The following is an 18,032-nucleotide window of genomic DNA, read 5'->3' on the forward strand; positions in this document are numbered from 1 at the left end:
ACTCTGGATTCCCACATGCGATACGAAGACTTTCAGTTCCTTCTGTTCGAGCGCCAGGCTGACGGCGTATTGCTCATCACACTGAATCGTCCGGAGGTCATGAACGCGACCAACAACAGAATGCACTGGGAACTGACGCAGGTTTGGGGCGTGGCCAACGACGATCCCACGGTCAAGGCGATCGTTGTCACAGGTGCGGGCGATCGCGCCTTTTCCGCGGGCGGCGATCTGTCCGTGGTCGAAGAGATGTCGACCAGTCACGAAGCTACCATGCGCGTGATGAAGGAAGCCTCCGACCTTGTCTACAACATGCTGGCCTGCGATAAGCCCATCATTTCCGCCATCAACGGAACGGCCGTAGGCGCAGGGCTTGTCGTCGCGCTGCTCGCGGACGTCAGTGTCATGGCGGAAGACGCACGTCTGAGCGATGGTCACGCGCGTTTGGGCGTGTCGGCGGGCGACCACGGCGCCATCGTATGGCCGCTGCTCTGCGGCATGGCGAAGGCCAAGTACTACCTGATGACGGCGGACTTCGTCGACGGCAAAGAGGCCGAGCGTATCGGCCTTGTCACCTTCAGTACGCCGCGTGCCGACGTGCTGGTCAAATCGCTGGCCATCGCCGCCAAGCTGGCGTGCGGCAGCCAGACTGCGATCCGCGCGACCAAGAAGTCGCTCAATAGCTGGATGCACATGGCGGGTCCCATCTTCGACAACTCGCTCGCCATGGAGATGTTGTGCTTCCTCGGCGCGGACGTCAAAGAAGGAGTGGCAGCATTTCGCGGCAAACGTCAGGCGGATTTTCCTTCGGCCCGATTGCCCCGGTAACGAACGATCAGGCTATTCGTAAAGCCACGTCGTATCTGTTCCACCTAACTAATAATAGTTACTCTATGAGACAACTGACGGTTCTGCTCGACGGTATGACGCATACGGAGGGCGCACGCTGGCACGACGGGCGGTTCTGGTTCAGCGATCTGTACTCCGAGCGAATCTACTCCATGCGCGAGGACGGCACGGACGTCCGCGTGGAAATGGACGTGCCCGAGTGTCCCTCCGGCATTGGATGGCTTCCGGACGGACGTCTGCTGGCGGTGTCCATGCACGATCGCAAGTTGCTAAGGCGCGAACACGACGGGTCCGTGGTGACCCATGCCGAACTATTCCCGTTCCTCGAGTTCGAGCCCAATGACATGGTCGTGGATGCAAAAGGCCGCGCGTGGGTAGGCAATCTCGGTTTCGACGTAATGAAGCTCGCTCCGCGTCTCCCGGGCAGATTGGCGCGCGTCGATCCCGACGGATCGGTCGTCATGGTCAGTGAGCCCCTGCACTTTCCCAACGGTTCAACCGTAATCGACGGCCGCACGCTGGTCGTGGCCGAATCATTCGGCAATCGCATGTCCGCTTTCGATATTCAGTCTGATGGCTCGTTGTCGCCACGCCGGGATTGGGCAACCTTCGGCGCCGTCCCCCAGAACGACGACGTCATTCAATCGTTGGCCGAAATCGCAGTCGCTGCGGACGGCATTTCGCAAGTCGACGCCGAAGGGGCTATCTGGGTCGCCGACTTCACCAAGGCGCGCGCATTACGCGTGGCTCCCGGTGGAGAGATTCTCGACGAGATCCAGACGGCCGATCGCAACTGCTATGCGTGCGCCCTGGGCGGCGTCGACGGACACACGTTGTTCATGTGCGTGACGCCGGCCGATTTCAACCCCGAGGTGCGCCGCACCCACCCGATGAGCGCCGTGGTGTCCGCCCGGGTCGACGTCCCGCTTGCCTGAGCCACACCCCTTTCGCAGAGAGATTTCATGACAACCGCAACCAACACTGCGCAAGCCGCACGCGCAAAAGCGCTCGAATGGATCAACCTGGGCTCCAAGCGCCTGCTGATTGGCGGCGAGTGGACCGGCGCAGCATCGGGCAAGACGTTTGAGGTCATCAATCCGGCAACCGAGCAACTGCTCTGCCGCGTGGCCGAAGCGGACAGCGCCGACGTCGACGCGGCGGTGATCGCTGCGCGCAACGCCTTCGACGCGCCGTCCTGGGCGGCCATGTCGCCTCACGCCCGCACGCGAGTGCTGCTCAAGATCGCCGACAAGATCGAGCAGCACATCGACGAGTTGGCCGCCATCGAGTCGCTGGACAACGGCATGCCGCTATGGTTTGCGCAGGGCGCAGTGACCGCCGCGGTCGATATCTTCCGCTACTACGCGGGCTGGTGCTCCAAGGTGCTCGGCACCACCGTGCCATCGGACGGCAGCACACTGATCTATACGTTGCGCGAGCCGCTGGGCGTGTGCGGACAGATCATCCCGTGGAACGTGCCCATTCTCATGGCGGCCATCAAGTTTGCGAACGCGCTGTGCTGTGGGAATACGGTCATCCTCAAGCCCGCCGAACTCGCCTGCCTGACCTCCATCCGTCTCACCGAATTGATCCAGGAGACGGACGTGCCTCCCGGGGTCGTCAATGTGCTACCGGGCTTCGGGGCCACGGCGGGCGCGGCGCTGGCGCAACACCCTGGCGTCGACAAGATCGCCTTCACGGGTTCCACGGCGATCGGCAAGCAGATCGTGCGCGATGCGACCTCCAATCTCAAGAAGGTGACGCTGGAACTCGGCGGCAAAGCGCCGAACGTGATATTTGCCGACGCCGATATCGAGCGGGCCGTGCAGGCCGCGGTCAAAACGTTTTGCGGCAACTCGGGCCAGGTGTGCTCGGCCGGCACGCGCCTGTTCGTACAGGAAAGCATCCACGACCAGGTGGCCGAACGTGTAGCTCAAGTCGCCGCCACCTGGAAGGTCGGCGACCCGTTCGAGGCGGACACGCGGCTCGGCCCGCTGATCTCTGCGAAGCAGCGGGACCGCGTCTGGTCCTACCTCGGCGCGGGCCAGGAGGAAGGTGCGTTGCTGCGCGCGGGCGGCAACGCCTGGACGGGTCCCGGTTACTTTGTCGAACCCGCGGTGTTCCACAACGTGCGCAACGGAATGAAGATCGCGCAGGAAGAAATCTTCGGCCCTGTGCTGTCCATCATCCCGTTCAAGGATGAAGAGGACGCCGTGCTGCAAGGCAACGACACCACCTATGGCCTCTCGGCCGCCGTCTGGACCCGGGACATCTCGCGCGCCCACAAAGTAGTGCGCGCGCTGAAGGCGGGGCGCTTGTGGATCAACACCTTCGGTGAGTCCGATCCGGCCATGGCGTTCGGCGGCTACAAGCAATCGGGATGGGGCCGCGAATTCGGCCAGGAATCGATCGAGGCCTACACGCAGAGCAAATCCATCATGGTTCGCCTGTAACGGCCGCGCGCGGCAAAAGGACTCCGTCGATCGGGTCATCTATCAACGAGGAGACACAGATGAAAGGCGTGGTTTTCAGAGGCGACAAAAAGCTGGAGATCCTGGATTTCGACGATCCAGTACCTGGCCCCGGCGATGCCATCGTCGAGATGAAGGCGTCGGGCATGTGCGGCAGCGATCTGCACTTCTACCGCAACAAGCCCGCCGACGTGATTCGATCGCTGGGCTTCAAGGATCTGGCCTCGCGCGGCATGTCGGAGGACACACCCGTGATCGGCGGCCACGAGCCTTGTGGCCAGATCATCGCCCTTGGTTCGGCCGTCGATCACCGGGCCTTCAACGTAGGCGATCGTGTCGCAGTGTTTCACTACGAAGGTTGCCAGCACTGCGACCACTGCCGCACGGGCTGGACGCAGATGTGCAGCCATGGCGCGGATATTCACGGCGTGATCAAGCACGGCGGACACGCTCATTTCATGAAGGTCCCCGTTACGTCACTCGTCCACCTTCCCGAAGAGGTTTCGTATGCCACCGGAGCGGCCGTGTCATGCGGCACGGGCACGGCGTGGGGCGCGCTCCTGCGACTCGAAATCAGCGCGCGCGACACGCTTGCTGTGTTCGGCTTGGGTCCCGTGGGTCTGTCGGCCGTGCAACTCGCGGCTGCCATGGGCGTGGAGGTCATCGGCGTGGACATCGCAGCCGATCGTGTAGCGCGCGCCAAAGCCTTCGGTGCAGCACACGTGATAGACGGCAGCACGCTCGATCCGATCGAAGAAATTCACAAGCTCACCGGGGGCTTGGGTGCGAGTTGTGCCATGGACTGCGCGGGGGGTGACGTTCCCAAGCAACAAGCCGTGCGCTGCACCCGCCCTTGGGGACGCATCGCGTTAGTGGCCGTGGGAGGCAACCTTAACATGGACGGCATGAAGGACGTGATCGGCAAGCAACGCACGATCATCGGCTCATACACGTTCTCGGAAGTCAGCATGAAGGACTGTCTCCATTTCGTGGCGGACCACGGCGTCGACGTGGACAAGCTGTTCACCGACCGTTGGAAGCTGGATCAGGCGGAAGATGCCTATCGACTCTTTGATAGTCAGGCCGGCGGCAAAGGCGTGTTCCTATTTTAACTTCCGTGTGATGTAGCCGCCTCTCGCGCTCGCCGACTGGCGTCTCTAACCTGCCCAACACAACGAAATTGAACTTCGCCGCGACTCAAGCGGAAGAATTGCACGACGTCATGTCGAAGTACGCCCGCACAAGTTCGAGCGTCTGATGGCGGGTAATGCCCGCATCGGCACAAACGAAAAATTGCGAAAAGCAAATAAACGGAGACTTTGGAATGAGCCAATTCAAACCGCAACAGGGCGAAGACCCGATGGCCACGCTCTGCCGAATGGCATTGCAAACCCAGTACGCCGACCTGCCGGCCGACGTGGTACGTCACGTCAAACACACCCTCCTCGATGCCATGGGCGTCACCATTGGCGGATCCGCGATGGAAGGCATCCCCGCTATCGTCTCGCTCGTCAAAGAGCGCGGGGGCAACCCTCAAACGCCGCTGCCCTTCTACGGCGGTCGGGTGCCGGCCAACGAGGCGGCGCTGGCCATGGGCCCGATGCCGCGCGCCATGGACTGCGGCGATCTGCACGAGGAGGCTGGTCACGTGACTGAATACATCGTGCCCACGCTGCTCGCTGCCACCGGCCTTTGCGGTCCCGTTTCGGGCGAGGCGTTCCTGGCTGCGATGGCGGTCGGTCAGGAAATTCTCGTGCGGTTGGGAACAGCCTATAAGGTCATCAATCGCGCGATCAAACATCATGAATGCGGCGGCCATTATATTTTCGGTGCCGTGGCCGCCGTGGGCAAATTGATCGGGCTGACACAGGACGAACTGGAAAACGCCCAAGGCATCGCGCGTACCATGACGCAACCCAACACCATGGGAATCTATTCGCCCGCCACGCTGATGGTGCGCATGCATCACGGACTGGTTAGCCAGGCCGCCATCACCTGTTGCCAGCTGGCTCAACGCGGCATCACCGGACCGCGCGCCGAAGTGTTGCTCGGTGCCAAGGGCTACTTCGCGACGGCGCGCTGGGAGACCGATCCAGATTTTATCCTCAGGGATCTCGGTGAGCATTGGGAACTGCAAAACATCATCACCAAGGGCTATAGCGCCTGCTATTTCTCGCATTCGTCCATCGACGCCATCCGCGCGCTCATGAAGGAAGAGGCGTTCGGAGCGCTCGACATCGCCAGCATTCACATCGAGACCTCCACGCCAAGTTGGCGCGCCGTGTGCGAGCCTCAGGATAAGAAGTGGCATCCGGTCACGGTGCCCGAGTGCCAGTTCAGCCTGCCTTATGTCGTGGCCATTGCCGCATTTGACGACAAGGTTTTCCTGGAGTCGTATAGCGAAGAGGCGCGCGCCCGGCCCGAAATACGCGAGCTGATGACGCGCATCACCGCCGAGGAAAACCCTGGCGTATCCGATTGGGGCGCACGCCTGACTGTGAAGCTACGCGATGGGCGCGAAGCGAGGAAAGAATGCATATACGTAAAAGGTCACCCCAGGAATCCGTTCAATGGAGAGGATTTCAAGGCCAAGTTCGACCTCTGCGTGCCCTACTCTGCCATCCCGCTCGCCCCGGAAGTCGTGGACAGGATGGTCAACGACATTCTTCATTTCGATGAAGTGGATGACGTTGTTAGCGCCCTGCTCGACCCGCTGATACCAACCGAAGCCTGAGCCCGGCAGAAAGCGGAATCGCTACGCGCGGAAGGTTGCACAACGCCTTCCCGCGATACAAATACTATTCGGAGACAGCATGGATTCGCTTGAGCAAACCACCATGCGCAAGGTATTTCGGCGTCTGGTGCCATTCTTTGCGCTGTGCTATTTCGTATCCTTTCTCGATCGTGTGAACGTCGGGTTCGCCAGTCTGCAGATGAACCAGGCCATTGGGCTGACGGCCGCGCAATACGGTCTGGGTTCAGGGCTGTTCTTTCTCCTGTATTTCCTGTTCGAGGTGCCCTCGAACCTGCTGCTGGTTCGCGTAGGAGCACGCGTGTGGCTCGCGCGCATCATGATTACGTGGGGCTTGATCTCGGGCGCGACAGCCTTTGTTGTCGGCCCTCATAGCTTCTATGCCGTCCGCCTTCTGCTGGGTCTGGCCGAAGCGGGTTTTTTCCCCGGCGTCGCGTATTTCCTCACGTTGTGGTTTCCCTCGGCTTATCGCGCACGTGTCATGGGTTATCTCCTGGTTGCCGCACCACTGTCGTCGGTGATTGGCTCGCCCATTTCAGGCATGCTCTTAAGCCTGCATGGGCTTAATGGCTTGGCCGGGCTGCAGGGCTGGCAGTGGATGTTCCTCATCGAGGCGTTGCCCGCGCTTATTCTGGGCATCGTCATCATTCAATACCTCAAGGGCACCCCCGACAACGCGCACTGGCTCCGGGCAGAGGAGCGCGGCTGGCTATCCGACCGTATGTGCAAGGAAGACGCGCAGCGACGCGAGGACCACAACATCCCCATCGCGCAAGTCTTTAGCGACAAACGAGTCTGGACGCTCGCCACCATGGCCTTCGGCTTCTTTCTGACGATCTACGGTGTAGGCTTCTTCCTGCCGCAGATCGTTAAATCCTTCGGATTGAGCAATGCGCAGACTGGCTTCGTCACGGCCATTCCCTATGTGATCGGCTCCGCCAGTCTGGTGTTCTGGGCGCGCCGCTCCGACCGCACCCGGGAACGCCGCTGGAACATCGCGTTGCCCGCGCTCATCGCCGCCGTATCCCTCGTCGGCGCCAGCCTGTCCGCCGATCCCGCCGCGAAGCTCATTTTCTTCTGCCTCGTGGCCTTCGGCGTTTTTGGCGCATTGCCCGCGTTCTGGGCCGTCAACACGGAACTGCTCTCGGGATCCGCCGCAGCGGCCAGCATTGCGTGGATCGGCGCTGTCGGCAATCTGGGCGGCTTTGCCGGCCCCTATCTGCTCGGCCTGACCAAGGATCGAACCGGTAGCTACACCGCCGCGCTCATTTTGATGGCTATCGTTGCACTGATCGCCGCCGGTATTGCGTTATCGGTGAGTCGAAAGATGCCCGTCTATCGCCGGGCCTGAACACTACTCTCATAATTTTCAAGGAGACAGCAATGTCCGCCGCACAACAAAATCCATCCCCCGTGCCATTCAATTGCCCACCGCTGGAACAGGCAGTGGTGCAGTTCATCCAGGATCTGAAATACGAAGATATTGATTCGCACGCCCACGCCGGCATCAACCGGCTGCTGCGCGATCAACTCGCCCTGCAGATCGGTATCTCCAAGATGCCGTGGTCCGAGCAATTACTCAGATACGCGACGAGCCAGCAACGACCGGGAAAAAGCCGCGTCAGTGCCTCGACAATTACGATGAGCGCCATGGACGCCGCTTTCGTCAACGGTTCGTACGGTCACGGGTTCGAATACGACGACGCCCACGGTCCCAGCTACAGCCATCCGGGCAGTTGCGTCATCCCGGCTGCGCTGGCGATCGGTGAGGAACTCGGCTCGTCGCTCGAAGAAGTGATCACCGCGATGGTCGCCGGATACGAGGTCTACGCGCGCATCGGACGGCTTGCTGCGCCCGACCTGCTGCAACGCGGTTTTCATCCGCACTGCACGCTGTCCAACTTCGGCGCCGCGGCCGTTGCCGCCAAACTGCGCGGTTTCGACGCCGAAACGACGCTGCAAGCGCTGGCGATTGCGCTGAGTCATGTTTCGGGCACGACTGAATACACCTCCACCGGCGGCTCCATCAAGCGCATCCATGCGGGAATCGGCACACGCAATGGCATCGCGGCCGCCGACATGGCCACGGCAGGCATCACCGGACCGCGGGCTTTTCTGAGCGGAAACAAGGGATTCTTCCGCGCTTTCCTGCAGCGTACGCCAGGCGACGCCGCCGAACATCGCTTCGCGCCGGCTCGGCCTTTCGAGATCGCTACTGTCTGGCTCAAAGCCTATTGTGCCTGCTACTGCACGCATGCTTATATCGACGCGCTGCGCCCGTTTTCAGCGCGCCGCGACGAGATTGCCGACGTGCACCTGAAGATCACGCCGCACTTCAACGTCGTCGTCGGCACGTCCAACGCGAATGCCTACGAACCTAAGAACATCGAGCATGTGCAATTCAGCTTGCCCATTCAGGCAGCGTTCACGCTGTTGGGCAATGGGAATGGCTACCCGATCCATCGCGATTATCTCGCGGGCAAGGTCGACATGGCCCCGGTGATCGACATGGCGCGCAGCATCCGTATCACTGCAGAACCGGCGCTGGAGAAGGATTACCCAGGCAAGTTCGTCGCGGACGTGACGGTCACATTTAAAGACGGCTCCTCCGAGCATGTGTTCGTGGAAAATCCGATCGGCACCGACAAAAATCCCATGCCGGAACACGAGCAGGACGCGAAGTTCATGGAACTCACCGGTGACGTACTGGGTGAGGACAGAGCCCGGAAGCTGCTCGCTGCGTTGTGTGAGATGAATCCGGCGATGAAAGCCGCAGAGCTGACGGCCATGTGCTCCACGGAGCACTGAATCCCGGCTTGCTTCCAAAGACTCGGCCAATAGCCAAACCAGCGCGCCCTTCGATTCACACGACGGGCGCGCGTTCAAATGCAAAGGTCGATGCGGTAGAGCAACGCTTCCTCACCTCGTCTACATGCCTGAATAGTTGGGACCGCCTCCACCCTCAGGCGTGACCCACACGATATTCTGGGTTGGGTCCTTGATGTCGCAGGTCTTGCAATGCACGCAGTTCTGCGCGTTGATCTGTAGTCGCTTGCCGCCCTGAACGTCGGCATCGACGAACTCGTACACACCTGCGGGACAATAGCGCGCTTCCGGACCTGCATACGTCATCAGGTTGACGTTCACGGGCACGTCCGGATCTTTGAGCGTCAGATGCGCGGGCTGGTTTTCCTCGTGGTTGGTGTTGCTGATGAACACGCTGGAAAGCCGGTCGAACGTCAGCTTGCCATCGGGCTTGGGGTAGTCGATGGATTGGCAGGCGCTTGCAGGCTTCAAGTAAGCGTAGTCAGGTTTTTTGCGGCGCAGCGTCCAGGGGATGCGACCGCGCAGAACGAGCTGCTCGAAGCCATTCATCAGCGTACCTACAGCAAGCCCGTGAGCAAACCAGTTCTTGAAGTTGCGGTCCTTGTGCAGCTCAGCGCAGAGCCAGCTTTTTTCGAACGCTTGGGGATACTCCGTCAGTTCGTCCTGGTGGCGCCCCGCCGCCACCGCCGCGTAAGCGGCTTCGCCTGCGAGCATACCGGTCTTGATCGCGGCATGACTGCCCTTGATGCGGCTCACGTTGAGAAAGCCCGCCTCGCAGCCTACCATCGCCCCTCCCGGGAAGATGAACTTGGGCAACGCGTTGATACCGCTCGCATTGATGGCGCGCGCACCATAGGACAGGCGCTTCGCCGTGATCTCGCCCTTGTCGTTCTCGAAGTAGTGGCGGATTCTCGGATGCGTCTTCCAGCGCTGGAATTCCTCGAACGGGCTCAGGTAAGGATTCGTGTAGCCGAGGCCCGTGACGAAACCCACGGCGATCCTGTTTTCATCGAGGTGATACAGGAAGGAGCCGCCGTAAGTCTCGCTGTCCATGGGCCAGCCGGCGGTGTGCATGACAAAGCCCGGCTTGTGGCGCGCGGGATCGATTTCCCACAGTTCCTTGACGCCGATACCGAAACTCTGCGGATCACGCCCGGCGGCGAGTTCATAGCGTTCGATCAGCTGCTTCCCGAGATGGCCGCGTGCGCCCTCGGCGAAAATCGTGTACTTGGCATGAAGCTCCATGCCGAGCTGGAAGTGCTCGTTGGGTTCGCCATCCTTGCCTATACCCTGGTTACCCGTCGCTACACCCATGACCGCACCGTGTTCGTTATAAAGCACTTCGGCGGCCGCGAATCCCGGAAATATTTCGACACCGAGCGACTCGGCCTGCTCTGCCAGCCACTTCGTGAATGCGCCCAGACTGATGACATAGTTCCCCCGGTTATGCGCGAACGGCGGCAGGAACATGTTGGGGACGCGCAAGGACGATTTCTTACTCAGAAACACGTAGGCCTCATCGGTCACAGGCTGCTTCAATGGTGCCCCACGCTCTTTCCAGTCGGCAAAGAGTTCGGTCAGTGCGTTGGGATCCATGATCGCGCCAGAGAGGATGTGAGCGCCCGGCTCGGATCCCTTTTCCAGCACCACGACGGACACATCCCGGCCTTCTTCCGCCGCGCATTGCTTGATGCGTATGGCTGTCGACAGGCCGCCGGGACCACCGCCCACCACCACCACGTCGTACTCCATGGACTCTCGCGGTCCGTACTCGGCCAAAATGTCTTCGCTGTTCATTGTGTTGTCTTCAGGGGATCTTGCCTCACACGCCTTTGATCAGGCGCTTCCGGCTCTCATTTAACTATGCTTGCCACGATCGCCTCGGCCGCGCGGATCACCGGCAGATCGACCATGAGACCTTCCAGGCGGAAGGCTTCGCCACCGTGCTTCGCCGCCTCGTCCAGAACGCGCAGCGCCCAGGCCTTTTCGGCATCGGAATAGTCCAGGACTTCGTTCACTGCGTCCACCTGAGACGGGTGTATGCACAGCTTTCCGCTGAAGCCGAACGCGCGTGCGCGCCGGGCATCGGCAATCAAACGCTCGGTATTGCCGATGTCTGTCGTCACGCCATCGATGGGTGCGTGCAGTCCCGCACGGCGCGATGCCGCGACCAGGGCGTTGCGCGCGAAAGCCAGTTCGGGTTCCTCGGCCGACGCGTGCATGCCCAGGTCCAACTGAAAATCCAGATGGCCGAAGGCGAGACGTATCACCTGAGGATCGCGCGCCAGCGAATCGGCTGCGTCGAGACCGCTCAACGACTCGACCAGAGCCACAATGGCCGCCTTGGGGCCGAGGGCTTGCGCCACGTCGCGTATCGCGGCTGCGTGATCGGACTTTGGCAGCATCACGGTCACGCCCTTGCCTACCCAGTCGCGTAGCAGCGCAACGTCCGCGTCGTGCCAGGGGGTGCTTACCGCGTTGACGCGTACCAGGGTGCATGCCAGTTGCGCAGGGGTCAGTTGAGGCAAGTGCTGTGCGAGTTGCTCGCGCGCGCTGATCTTGCTGTCATCGGCAACGGCGTCTTCCAGATCGATGATGATGCCATTCGCGCCCGAACCCAAAGCCTTGGCGAAGCGTTCGGGTCTGGTGGCGGGCACGAACAGCAGACTGCGCACATGGCACACGGGAGACTCAGTTTTTGTGCGCATGGGTCAGATCACTCCGTCAGCCTGCAATTTGCTGATGGCGGCATCCGAACGCCCCAATTCGCGCAGAATTGTCGCGCTGTGTTCGCCGAGCGCGGGCACGGGATCCATGCGGGCATCGAAGGTGTTGACGGTCGCGGGCGGCATCAGCGCCTGCAATTCGCCTGCGGGTGAGCCGATGGGACGGAAACGCTGGCGCGCGTGGAGCTGCGGGTGAATCCACAGATCGCCCACTTGATTGACCGCGGCGTTGGCAATCTGGGCTTCGTCGAGGCGCGCGATGACATCTGGCGCAGTGAGACTCGCAAAACCCTGTTCGATGACTTCCTTCAGGACCGCGCGGTTTTCCACTCGACGCACATTGGAGTCGAAGCGTGGATCGGTCGCGAGTTCGGAACGGCGCAACACGATGTCGCAGAACAGCTTCCATTCCCGCTCGTTTTGCAGCCCCAGCATCACGACCCGGCCATCGCCAGCCTTGAATGGACCATAAGGATAAATCGTGGCATGCGCTGCACCGTTGCGTCCGGGCGGCTGCTGGCCGTCATAGGCGTAGTACATGGGAAAGCCCATCCACTCGCCCAGCGCTTCGAGCATGGAGACTTCGACATGTGAGCCTTCACCGCTGATGCCACGCTGAAGCAGTGCGCTGAGAATGCCCGTATAGGCGTACATGCCCGCCGCGATATCGGCGATCGAGTTGCCCGCCTTACTGGGCTCCTCGGACGTGCCTGTGATGGAGAGAAAGGCGGCCTCGCTCTGGATCAGCAGGTCGTAGGCCTTTTTGTCGCGGTAGGGTCCGTCCGCGCCGTACCCCGAAATATCGCAGACGATGAGCTTCGGGTATTTCGCGTGCAGCGTTTCGAACGACAAACCCATTCGCGCCGCTGCGCCGGGCGCCAGGTTTTGCACCAGCACGTCGGCGTGGGCGATCAGTTCGTCCAGCACTTCGAGCGCGGCGGACTGCTTGAGGTCCAGCGTCAGGCTTTCCTTGGAGCGATTGGTCCAGACGAAATGCGAGGCCAGACCGCGCGTGCGGTGATCATAGGCCCGCGCGAAATCGCCGACGCCGGGACGCTCCACCTTGATGACTCGCGCACCGAGGTCGGCGAGCTGGCGCGTGCAGAACGGCGCGGCGATCGCGTGTTCCAGCGTGATGACGGTCATGCCGCTGAGCGGGCCACCGCGGTTGGGTTCTGACATGGCTTGTATCGTCTCTCAGGTTATTGGCTCGGTGTCATTCGAGTTCCGCGCTGGCCTGCATGGTCAACTGGCCTTGCGGACCGCGCGCCCACAGTCGTGCTGTCGTGCCCTCGATCTTTCCGTTGAGCGCGAACGGCGCGGTATCGAACAAAGGGCTGACGGCCTTGAATTCGAAGCGGCGAACTGTCTTTTGCGGATGAACCCGGCGCAGTTCCTCGATGAGCAGTGTCGCGATCAGCGGCCCATGCACGACGAGGCCCGGATAGCCTTCTTCCTGCATCGCGTAGGGACGGTCGTAGTGGATGCGATGGCCATTGAAGGTCAGCGCCGAATAGCGCATCAGCAGCACGGGGTCGGGGGTGACTGTGCGGCTGAACTGCTCGTCGGACGGAGCCGCAGCAGGCTGTGGCGAGGGCGCGCCCGGCACCGGTGCATCGCGATAGACGATGTCCTGCTCCTCGCGAATGGCGAGGCCACTGGCGTCAGCGACTTCATGCAACACGGTCACGAACACGAGTTCACCACTGCGCCCAGACTTCACCTGGACGCTCTTGATCGTCGATACGCGGCGTACTGGCTGGCCCACGGTCAGCGGACGCAGAAACTGTAGCCGCCCTCCGGCCCACATGCGCCGCGGAAGCGTGATCGGCGGAAGGAAGCCGCCACGCTGCGGATGCCCGTCCGGGCCGATGTTGGATTGACGCTCGCCCGGCAGAAAATAGAGCCAATGCCACAACGGCGGCAGCTCGGCGGGCAACTTCGCCGGATCGGAGTTGTCCAGCGTGGCCTGCATGAGGCGCACAGGCGCCTCGGTGACATGATCCGCACTTTCTTCGCTGCGGCCGGTCCAGGCATCGTAGGAATCGGGATTTTCAAGACTTGAATGCATCGCGCTCTACCAGGGAAGATCGATATGAAAGCCGGTCACGGCTACAGCAGCTTGACCAGTTCGGGCACCGCTGTGAACAGATCAGCCTCCAGGGCGTAGTCGGCGACGCCGAAGATCGGTACTTCGGAATCTTTGTTGATTGCCACGATCACCTTGGAATCCTTCATCCCCGACAGATGCTGGGTCGCCCCGGAGATTCCATAGGCGAGATACACCTGCGTTGCCACGATTCGGCGAGCGCCGCGAGCATCTGCCCGGGTATGACGGGTACGATAATTATGATGATCGGTAAGCCAAGCAAATATCAGTAAGAGCGCGGAAGGTGCAGCACGTGTTCGGCCACGTGTCCGAGAATCATGTTGGTAGAGATGGGCGCGACCTGATACAGACGGGTTTCACGGAACTTGCGCTCTACATCGTATTCGCACGCGAAGCCAAAGCCACCATGTGTCTGTAGACACGCATTGGCGGCTTCCCAACTGGCCTTGGCCGCCAGGTACTTGGCCATGTTGGCTTCAACGCCCGCGTTCTCGCGCGCATCGATCTTCTGGCAGGCGCGCCAGCGCATCAGATTGGCGGCCTCGAGCTCGATGAACGATTCGGCGAGCGGGAACTGGATACCCTGGTTCTGACCGATGGGACGGCCGAAGACCTTGCGCTCGTTCGCGTAATCCCGCGCCTTTTCGAGGAACCAGTAGCCGTCTCCGATGCATTCGGCGGCAATCAGCGTGCGCTCTGCGTTCAATCCATCGAAGATCACCTTCAGGCCCTTGCCCTCGGTGCCCAGCAGTGCATCCTCGGGCAATTCGAGGTTGTCGAAGAACAGCTCGTTGGTCTCGTGGTTGACCATGTTGAGAATGGGCTGCACTGTCAGTCCATTGCCGATTGCCTTGTCCAGCTCGACGATGAAGCACGACAGGCCATCACTCTTCTTTTGCACCTGGTCGAGCGGCGTGGTGCGCGCCAGCAGGATCAACAGGTCGCTGTGCTGCACGCGCGATATCCAGACTTTCTGGCCATTGATGACCCAGCGCCCGTCTTTTTTCACGGCTGTGGTCTTGAGCTTGGTGGTGTCGCTGCCCGTGGTGGGCTCGGTCACGCCCATGGATTGCACGCGCAACTCGCCCGCGGCGATGCGCGGCAGATAGCGTTGCTTCTGCGCTTCGGTGCCACTAAACACGATCGTGTTCATCACGTACATCTGACCGTGGCACGCGCCAGAGTTGCCGCCTGAACGATTGATCTCTTCCATGATGACGGAGGCTTCGGCCATCGACAGGCCGGGGCCGTCATAGTCCTGCGGAATCAGCGCGGCAAGCCAGCCGGCCTTCGTCAGGGCGTTGACGAATTCCTCTGGATAACTACGCGCCTCGTCGATCTTGCGGTGATAGTCAGCGGGAAACTGACTACACAGGGCGCGCACGGCGTCACGAATCTCCTGGTATTGGTCCGGGGCGGAAAGCATGGAGGCGCTCATGAAGGAAGATCCGTAAGTAGCTTTGGTCGAGTCATAGTAATATTTGATGGATCATTGGAAAAATAGAAATAACTGATCGCACCATCATTTTTCAGCATCGAGGTATGTGTGATGGATCTCAAGCAACTGCGTGCCTTCGTCACCGTGGCCGAAACCGGCAACGTAACCCGGGCGTCCACCCTTCTCAACCTCGTGCAGCCCGCAGTATCCCGGCAACTGCGACTGCTTGAAGAGGACATGGGCACGGAGTTCTTCGACCGCAGCCGCCATGGCATGCAGCTCACGGCTTCGGGCAAGACCATGCTCGAATACGCTCGCCGCATCCTTGACGAAGTCGCGCGCGCCAAGGCGGAGATTCAGCCTGTCGAAGGGCCGGTTTCGGGCATCGTAAGTATCGGCCTGCTTGCCAGCACGTCGGACGTTCTGGCCACGCTGTTGGCAGGCGAAGTGGCGAAGCGTTACCCGCACATCCGTCTGCGACTGACCATCGGTTATGCGGGGCATCTTCAGGACTGGCTCCAAGCCGGCGATGTGGATGCCGCCTTGCTCTATGGACAGAAGGAAACATCCGCGCTGCACGTAAAGCCGCTGCTCGAGGAAAGTCTCTGGGCAGTGGCGGCGCCCTCGGCGATGCTGTCCCGCAAGCGACCGCTCACGCTCGCGCGCGTTGCACGCGAGCCCTTCATCCTCCCCGCCGCGCCACAGGGTTTGCGTGCCGTCATCGAGCACGCCGCGACCGAGGCTGGCTTGACACTGCAGGTGTTCGCCGAAACGAATGCGCTGAGCGTCCAGAAGGAACTGGTTGCACAAGGACACGGCTGGACCATTCTTCCGGCTGTGGGTGTCACGCAGGAGGTCGCGCGAAGGACCCTCAGCGCGGCCCCGCTGATCTCCCCTGCGCTCAAGCGAACTATCGTGCTGGCAGCGCCCGGCAGCCGACAAGCCACGGCGCCCGTGCGCTGCGTCGTCGGGGTGCTGCTGGACTGCGTCAAGTCCACATTCGAGAGCGGCCGCTGGCCCGATGCACGCTGGCTTGGTTAGGGAGCTTGGCGGAAGCGCAGATCGCCCGTCTGCTGGTCGATCCAAACCGATGCCCTCACCGCTCGTAAGCGACAGCCGGCTGGATCAGGTTAACCCCAATCGACTTCGGAGGCCATTTTCATTCTAATGAATGTTAGTTTGACGAGCCGGTTTTGTAGCGGGCAACGGTATGCAACATTCATGCTCAATCTCTGGTAGTTCGAGTTCGCAGCCCTCGGGGCAATCGCGCCCTGTGGTGACGCCATTTGCCCGCGCATTGGCCATCCTTTCATCTTTCACGCCAGCGGATCGTTGGCTGTGCAACCGTGAACTTGCCGTGCGCGCCGGGCTTCCCGCCTCTACGGTGACACGTCTGACTCGCACGCTGATCGCGCTGGGCTATCTGCGCTGCGATTCGAGCAGCAGACGTTTCTGTCTCAATCCTTCGGCGCTCGCCTTGGGATACCGCGCGGCGGCAGACATCGAAATCCGCGAAGCGGCGCATGACCGGATGCGCCTGTTTGCCGATCGCCATCAGGTACACGTGCAACTGAGCGTTCGCAACCGGCTGGACCTGGTCGTGATCGACGGTTGCTGCACGAACTCGATCCCCGCCGCGCTCCAATTGGAAATTGGATCGAGATCGGGACTTGCTTCCTCCGCGGCGGGCTGGGCCTTGCTCGCCAGCCTTCCGGACGCCGAGCGTGATTTTCTGTTCAAAAGCGCCGAGCTTCACCGCTCGTCCGACACGACCGAGACATGGAAGCACGTTCGCCGTCGTTCCGCGGATGCCATCGGGCAGGTGCGGGAAAGCGGCTTCTGTGTCGCGTTGGGAGAATCGGGCCGGCCCATGACCATGGTGTCCGCGCCGGTCCGGTTACCCGGCGAAGCTCCGCTGGCCGTGAGCTGCATGGGACCGTCGATGCTGCTCGGCCGGGCGCGGAGCATGCGTGAACTGGGACCTGCGCTTGTACGAATGGCTGGGGAAATCACACTGTCGAGCAGATTGCCATGAACACCCTACAGGGACATGCCGCCGATAGATCCACGCTGATGACGGTCGAGCGCGGACTGCACGTCCTACGCGCGTTTCGGTCGGATCGCACAGCCCTTACCAATGCCGAACTCGTCAGACGCACGGGACTCCCCAAAGCGATCGTGTCCAGATTGACCTCTACGCTGCTGCAGGTGGGATTCTTGCGATCCGTCCCGGGCAGCCGCGGATTCGAACTATCGACGGGTGCATTGGCTATCGGTCATGCCTATCTCGCATCGAACGAATTGCTGCAAGCGGCGCAGCCCCTCCTGCAGGAAATGGCCGATCGGCTCGATGTCTCGGTAGCGCTCGGTCTGCAAGATGGCCTGGATATGCTCTACGTCGACTATCGGGTGAGCCGCAAAGTGGCCACCTTGCGGCTCGGCGTCGGTTCGGTACTGCCCATGAGCACGACGTCCATCGGCAGGGCATATCTTTGGGGACTGCCTCAGGAGGAGCAGGCGCTGCTGATAGAAGAACACAAGCGGCGCGCCGGATCCCAGGGGGACGCATTGGAGGACGCCGTTCACGCCTCGTTCCATGAGCTCGAAACCACCGGCACATGTGCCGTGATGGGCGGCTTCCAGCGTGGCACGTGGGGCGTTGCGCTGCCTGTACGTATCGGTCGCGAGGGCATTCTCCTGGGAATGAGCTGCGGGAAAGCCGACGTCGAGCTGGATCTGGAGTTCGAGCGCGAGCGCATCGCGCCCGCATTGAAAGAAACGGCCGCGCTTCTGCAAGCGCAGCTCGCCGATTTCGATGGTGCGCTTTGATCCAATCGGGTTCGCCGGTCATACCGGACAGAAC

15 protein-coding genes and 1 pseudogene are annotated in these 18,032 nt (G+C 61.4%); 10 read left to right on the forward strand and 6 right to left on the reverse strand.

The genetic code is table 11. The features are described from left to right. Positions 1 to 15: 15 nt before the first annotated feature. The 7 genes from NCR39_RS23735 (at position 16) to NCR39_RS23765 (ending at position 8,877) form a co-directional block, all read left to right on the forward strand. Positions 16 to 825, forward strand: a complete 810-nt coding sequence (locus tag NCR39_RS23735; RefSeq protein ID WP_250455142.1) for an enoyl-CoA hydratase/isomerase family protein — start codon at positions 16 to 18, stop codon at positions 823 to 825. A 65-nt stretch (positions 826 to 890) separates the two neighbouring features. Beyond that, entirely contained in the window at positions 891 to 1,781 is an 891-nt protein-coding gene (locus NCR39_RS23740) for an SMP-30/gluconolactonase/LRE family protein (protein ID WP_250454538.1), read from the forward strand. A 27-nt stretch (positions 1,782 to 1,808) separates the two neighbouring features. Beyond that, entirely contained in the window at positions 1,809 to 3,299 is a 1,491-nt protein-coding gene (locus tag NCR39_RS23745) for an aldehyde dehydrogenase family protein (RefSeq protein WP_250454539.1), read from the forward strand. Positions 3,300 to 3,358: 59 nt separating this feature from the next. Beyond that, positions 3,359 to 4,429: a zinc-dependent alcohol dehydrogenase family protein gene (locus NCR39_RS23750; RefSeq protein ID WP_250454540.1), complete on the forward strand. Its 1,071-nt coding sequence runs from the start codon at positions 3,359 to 3,361 to the stop codon at positions 4,427 to 4,429. A 212-nt stretch (positions 4,430 to 4,641) separates the two neighbouring features. Then, on the forward strand, positions 4,642 to 6,051 hold the full coding sequence (locus NCR39_RS23755) for an MmgE/PrpD family protein (protein WP_250454541.1): 1,410 nt from the start codon (positions 4,642 to 4,644) through the stop codon (positions 6,049 to 6,051). A gap of 79 nt (positions 6,052 to 6,130) precedes the next feature. After that, entirely contained in the window at positions 6,131 to 7,420 is a 1,290-nt protein-coding gene (locus NCR39_RS23760) for an MFS transporter (protein ID WP_250454542.1), read from the forward strand. A 32-nt stretch (positions 7,421 to 7,452) separates the two neighbouring features. Further along, positions 7,453 to 8,877: an MmgE/PrpD family protein gene (locus NCR39_RS23765; RefSeq protein ID WP_250454543.1), complete on the forward strand. Its 1,425-nt coding sequence runs from the start codon at positions 7,453 to 7,455 to the stop codon at positions 8,875 to 8,877. 120 nt (positions 8,878 to 8,997) lie between these two features. Here NCR39_RS23765 and NCR39_RS23770 read toward each other — a convergent pair whose 3' ends face one another. The 6 genes and pseudogenes from NCR39_RS23770 to NCR39_RS23795 all read right to left on the reverse strand — a co-directional run bounded on the left by NCR39_RS23770 (position 8,998) and on the right by NCR39_RS23795 (position 15,169). After that, positions 8,998 to 10,692, reverse strand: a complete 1,695-nt coding sequence (locus NCR39_RS23770) for an electron transfer flavoprotein-ubiquinone oxidoreductase (protein ID WP_250454544.1) — start codon at positions 10,690 to 10,692, stop codon at positions 8,998 to 9,000. A 56-nt stretch (positions 10,693 to 10,748) separates the two neighbouring features. After that, positions 10,749 to 11,603: an HpcH/HpaI aldolase/citrate lyase family protein gene (locus NCR39_RS23775; protein ID WP_250454545.1), complete on the reverse strand. Its 855-nt coding sequence runs from the start codon at positions 11,601 to 11,603 to the stop codon at positions 10,749 to 10,751. A 3-nt stretch (positions 11,604 to 11,606) separates the two neighbouring features. Continuing rightward, positions 11,607 to 12,803: a CaiB/BaiF CoA transferase family protein gene (locus NCR39_RS23780; RefSeq protein WP_250454546.1), complete on the reverse strand. Its 1,197-nt coding sequence runs from the start codon at positions 12,801 to 12,803 to the stop codon at positions 11,607 to 11,609. Positions 12,804 to 12,837: 34 nt separating this feature from the next. After that, positions 12,838 to 13,692, reverse strand: a complete 855-nt coding sequence (locus tag NCR39_RS23785; RefSeq protein WP_250454547.1) for an HTD2 family dehydratase — start codon at positions 13,690 to 13,692, stop codon at positions 12,838 to 12,840. Positions 13,693 to 13,733: 41 nt separating this feature from the next. After that, positions 13,734 to 13,925, reverse strand: a pseudogene (locus NCR39_RS23790) (FAD-binding protein); the annotation flags it as partial. A 71-nt stretch (positions 13,926 to 13,996) separates the two neighbouring features. Then, positions 13,997 to 15,169: an acyl-CoA dehydrogenase family protein gene (locus NCR39_RS23795; protein ID WP_250454548.1), complete on the reverse strand. Its 1,173-nt coding sequence runs from the start codon at positions 15,167 to 15,169 to the stop codon at positions 13,997 to 13,999. 111 nt (positions 15,170 to 15,280) lie between these two features. Here NCR39_RS23795 and NCR39_RS23800 point away from each other — a divergent pair, with 111 nt between their 5' ends. The 3 genes from NCR39_RS23800 (at position 15,281) to NCR39_RS23810 (ending at position 17,998) form a co-directional block, all read left to right on the forward strand. Further along, complete coding sequence (locus NCR39_RS23800) at positions 15,281 to 16,210, forward strand: LysR substrate-binding domain-containing protein (protein ID WP_250454549.1); 930 nt, start codon at positions 15,281 to 15,283, stop codon at positions 16,208 to 16,210. A 235-nt stretch (positions 16,211 to 16,445) separates the two neighbouring features. Next, positions 16,446 to 17,204 carry an IclR family transcriptional regulator gene (locus tag NCR39_RS23805; RefSeq protein WP_250454550.1) on the forward strand — a complete coding sequence of 253 codons (759 nt, stop codon included), beginning with the start codon at positions 16,446 to 16,448 and terminating at the stop codon, positions 17,202 to 17,204. Next, positions 17,201 to 17,998, forward strand: coding sequence for an IclR family transcriptional regulator (locus tag NCR39_RS23810; protein WP_250454551.1), 798 nt, complete (start codon positions 17,201 to 17,203; stop codon positions 17,996 to 17,998). Before NCR39_RS23805 ends, NCR39_RS23810 begins: the two co-directional genes overlap by 4 nt. Positions 17,999 to 18,032 lie beyond the last annotated feature (34 nt).

The organism is Caballeronia sp. ATUFL_M2_KS44 (assembly GCF_023630965.1).
In the GTDB taxonomy this organism is placed as follows: Bacteria; Pseudomonadota; Gammaproteobacteria; order Burkholderiales; family Burkholderiaceae; genus Caballeronia; species Caballeronia concitans.

What these genes read in the sequence shown, in the direction of transcription:
- NCR39_RS23760 (WP_250454542.1), top strand. Translation starts at nt 6,131, where the DNA reads ATGGATTCGCTTGAGCAAACCACCATGCGCAAGGTATTTCGGCGTCTG.
- NCR39_RS23780 (WP_250454546.1), bottom strand. Translation starts at nt 12,803, where the DNA reads ATGTCAGAACCCAACCGCGGTGGCCCGCTCAGCGGCATGACCGTCATC.
- NCR39_RS23745 (WP_250454539.1), top strand. Translation starts at nt 1,809, where the DNA reads ATGACAACCGCAACCAACACTGCGCAAGCCGCACGCGCAAAAGCGCTC.
- NCR39_RS23795 (WP_250454548.1), bottom strand. Translation starts at nt 15,169, where the DNA reads ATGAGCGCCTCCATGCTTTCCGCCCCGGACCAATACCAGGAGATTCGT.
- NCR39_RS23770 (WP_250454544.1), bottom strand. Translation starts at nt 10,692, where the DNA reads ATGAACAGCGAAGACATTTTGGCCGAGTACGGACCGCGAGAGTCCATG.
- NCR39_RS23810 (WP_250454551.1), top strand. Translation starts at nt 17,201, where the DNA reads ATGAACACCCTACAGGGACATGCCGCCGATAGATCCACGCTGATGACG.
- NCR39_RS23755 (WP_250454541.1), top strand. Translation starts at nt 4,642, where the DNA reads ATGAGCCAATTCAAACCGCAACAGGGCGAAGACCCGATGGCCACGCTC.
- NCR39_RS23750 (WP_250454540.1), top strand. Translation starts at nt 3,359, where the DNA reads ATGAAAGGCGTGGTTTTCAGAGGCGACAAAAAGCTGGAGATCCTGGAT.
- NCR39_RS23800 (WP_250454549.1), top strand. Translation starts at nt 15,281, where the DNA reads ATGGATCTCAAGCAACTGCGTGCCTTCGTCACCGTGGCCGAAACCGGC.
- NCR39_RS23740 (WP_250454538.1), top strand. Translation starts at nt 891, where the DNA reads ATGAGACAACTGACGGTTCTGCTCGACGGTATGACGCATACGGAGGGC.
- NCR39_RS23785 (WP_250454547.1), bottom strand. Translation starts at nt 13,692, where the DNA reads ATGCATTCAAGTCTTGAAAATCCCGATTCCTACGATGCCTGGACCGGC.
- NCR39_RS23775 (WP_250454545.1), bottom strand. Translation starts at nt 11,603, where the DNA reads ATGCGCACAAAAACTGAGTCTCCCGTGTGCCATGTGCGCAGTCTGCTG.
- NCR39_RS23735 (WP_250455142.1), top strand. Translation starts at nt 16, where the DNA reads ATGCGATACGAAGACTTTCAGTTCCTTCTGTTCGAGCGCCAGGCTGAC.
- NCR39_RS23765 (WP_250454543.1), top strand. Translation starts at nt 7,453, where the DNA reads ATGTCCGCCGCACAACAAAATCCATCCCCCGTGCCATTCAATTGCCCA.